At 46.9% G+C, this 260-nt stretch carries 1 pseudogene; it reads right to left on the reverse strand.

The features are described from left to right. Positions 1-260, reverse strand: a pseudogene (locus LKE08_RS21565) (hypothetical protein); the annotation flags it as partial.

A 260-nucleotide genomic window follows, 5' to 3' on the forward strand; every position in this document is an offset into this window, starting at 1 on the left:
ATTTCCGATATCTCTTCAATAGCAGAAGTTTCAGATTGTCTCTGAATTGGGGATGAGTCGGGAGATGCGATCGCATCCGATATCTTTTCAATACCAGAAGTTTCTGCCTGTCGCTGAATTGGGGAAATCTCCGATATCTCTTCAATAGCAGAAGTTTCCGATTCTCGCTGAATTGGGGATGAATCGGGAGATGCGATCGCATCTGTTACCTCTTCCGAAGCCGAAGTTTCCGATATCTCTTCCACGCCAGCAGTGGTGGC

This window comes from Lyngbya sp. CCY1209, from assembly GCF_035615495.1.
Lineage (GTDB): Bacteria > Cyanobacteriota > Cyanobacteriia > Cyanobacteriales > Microcoleaceae > Limnospira.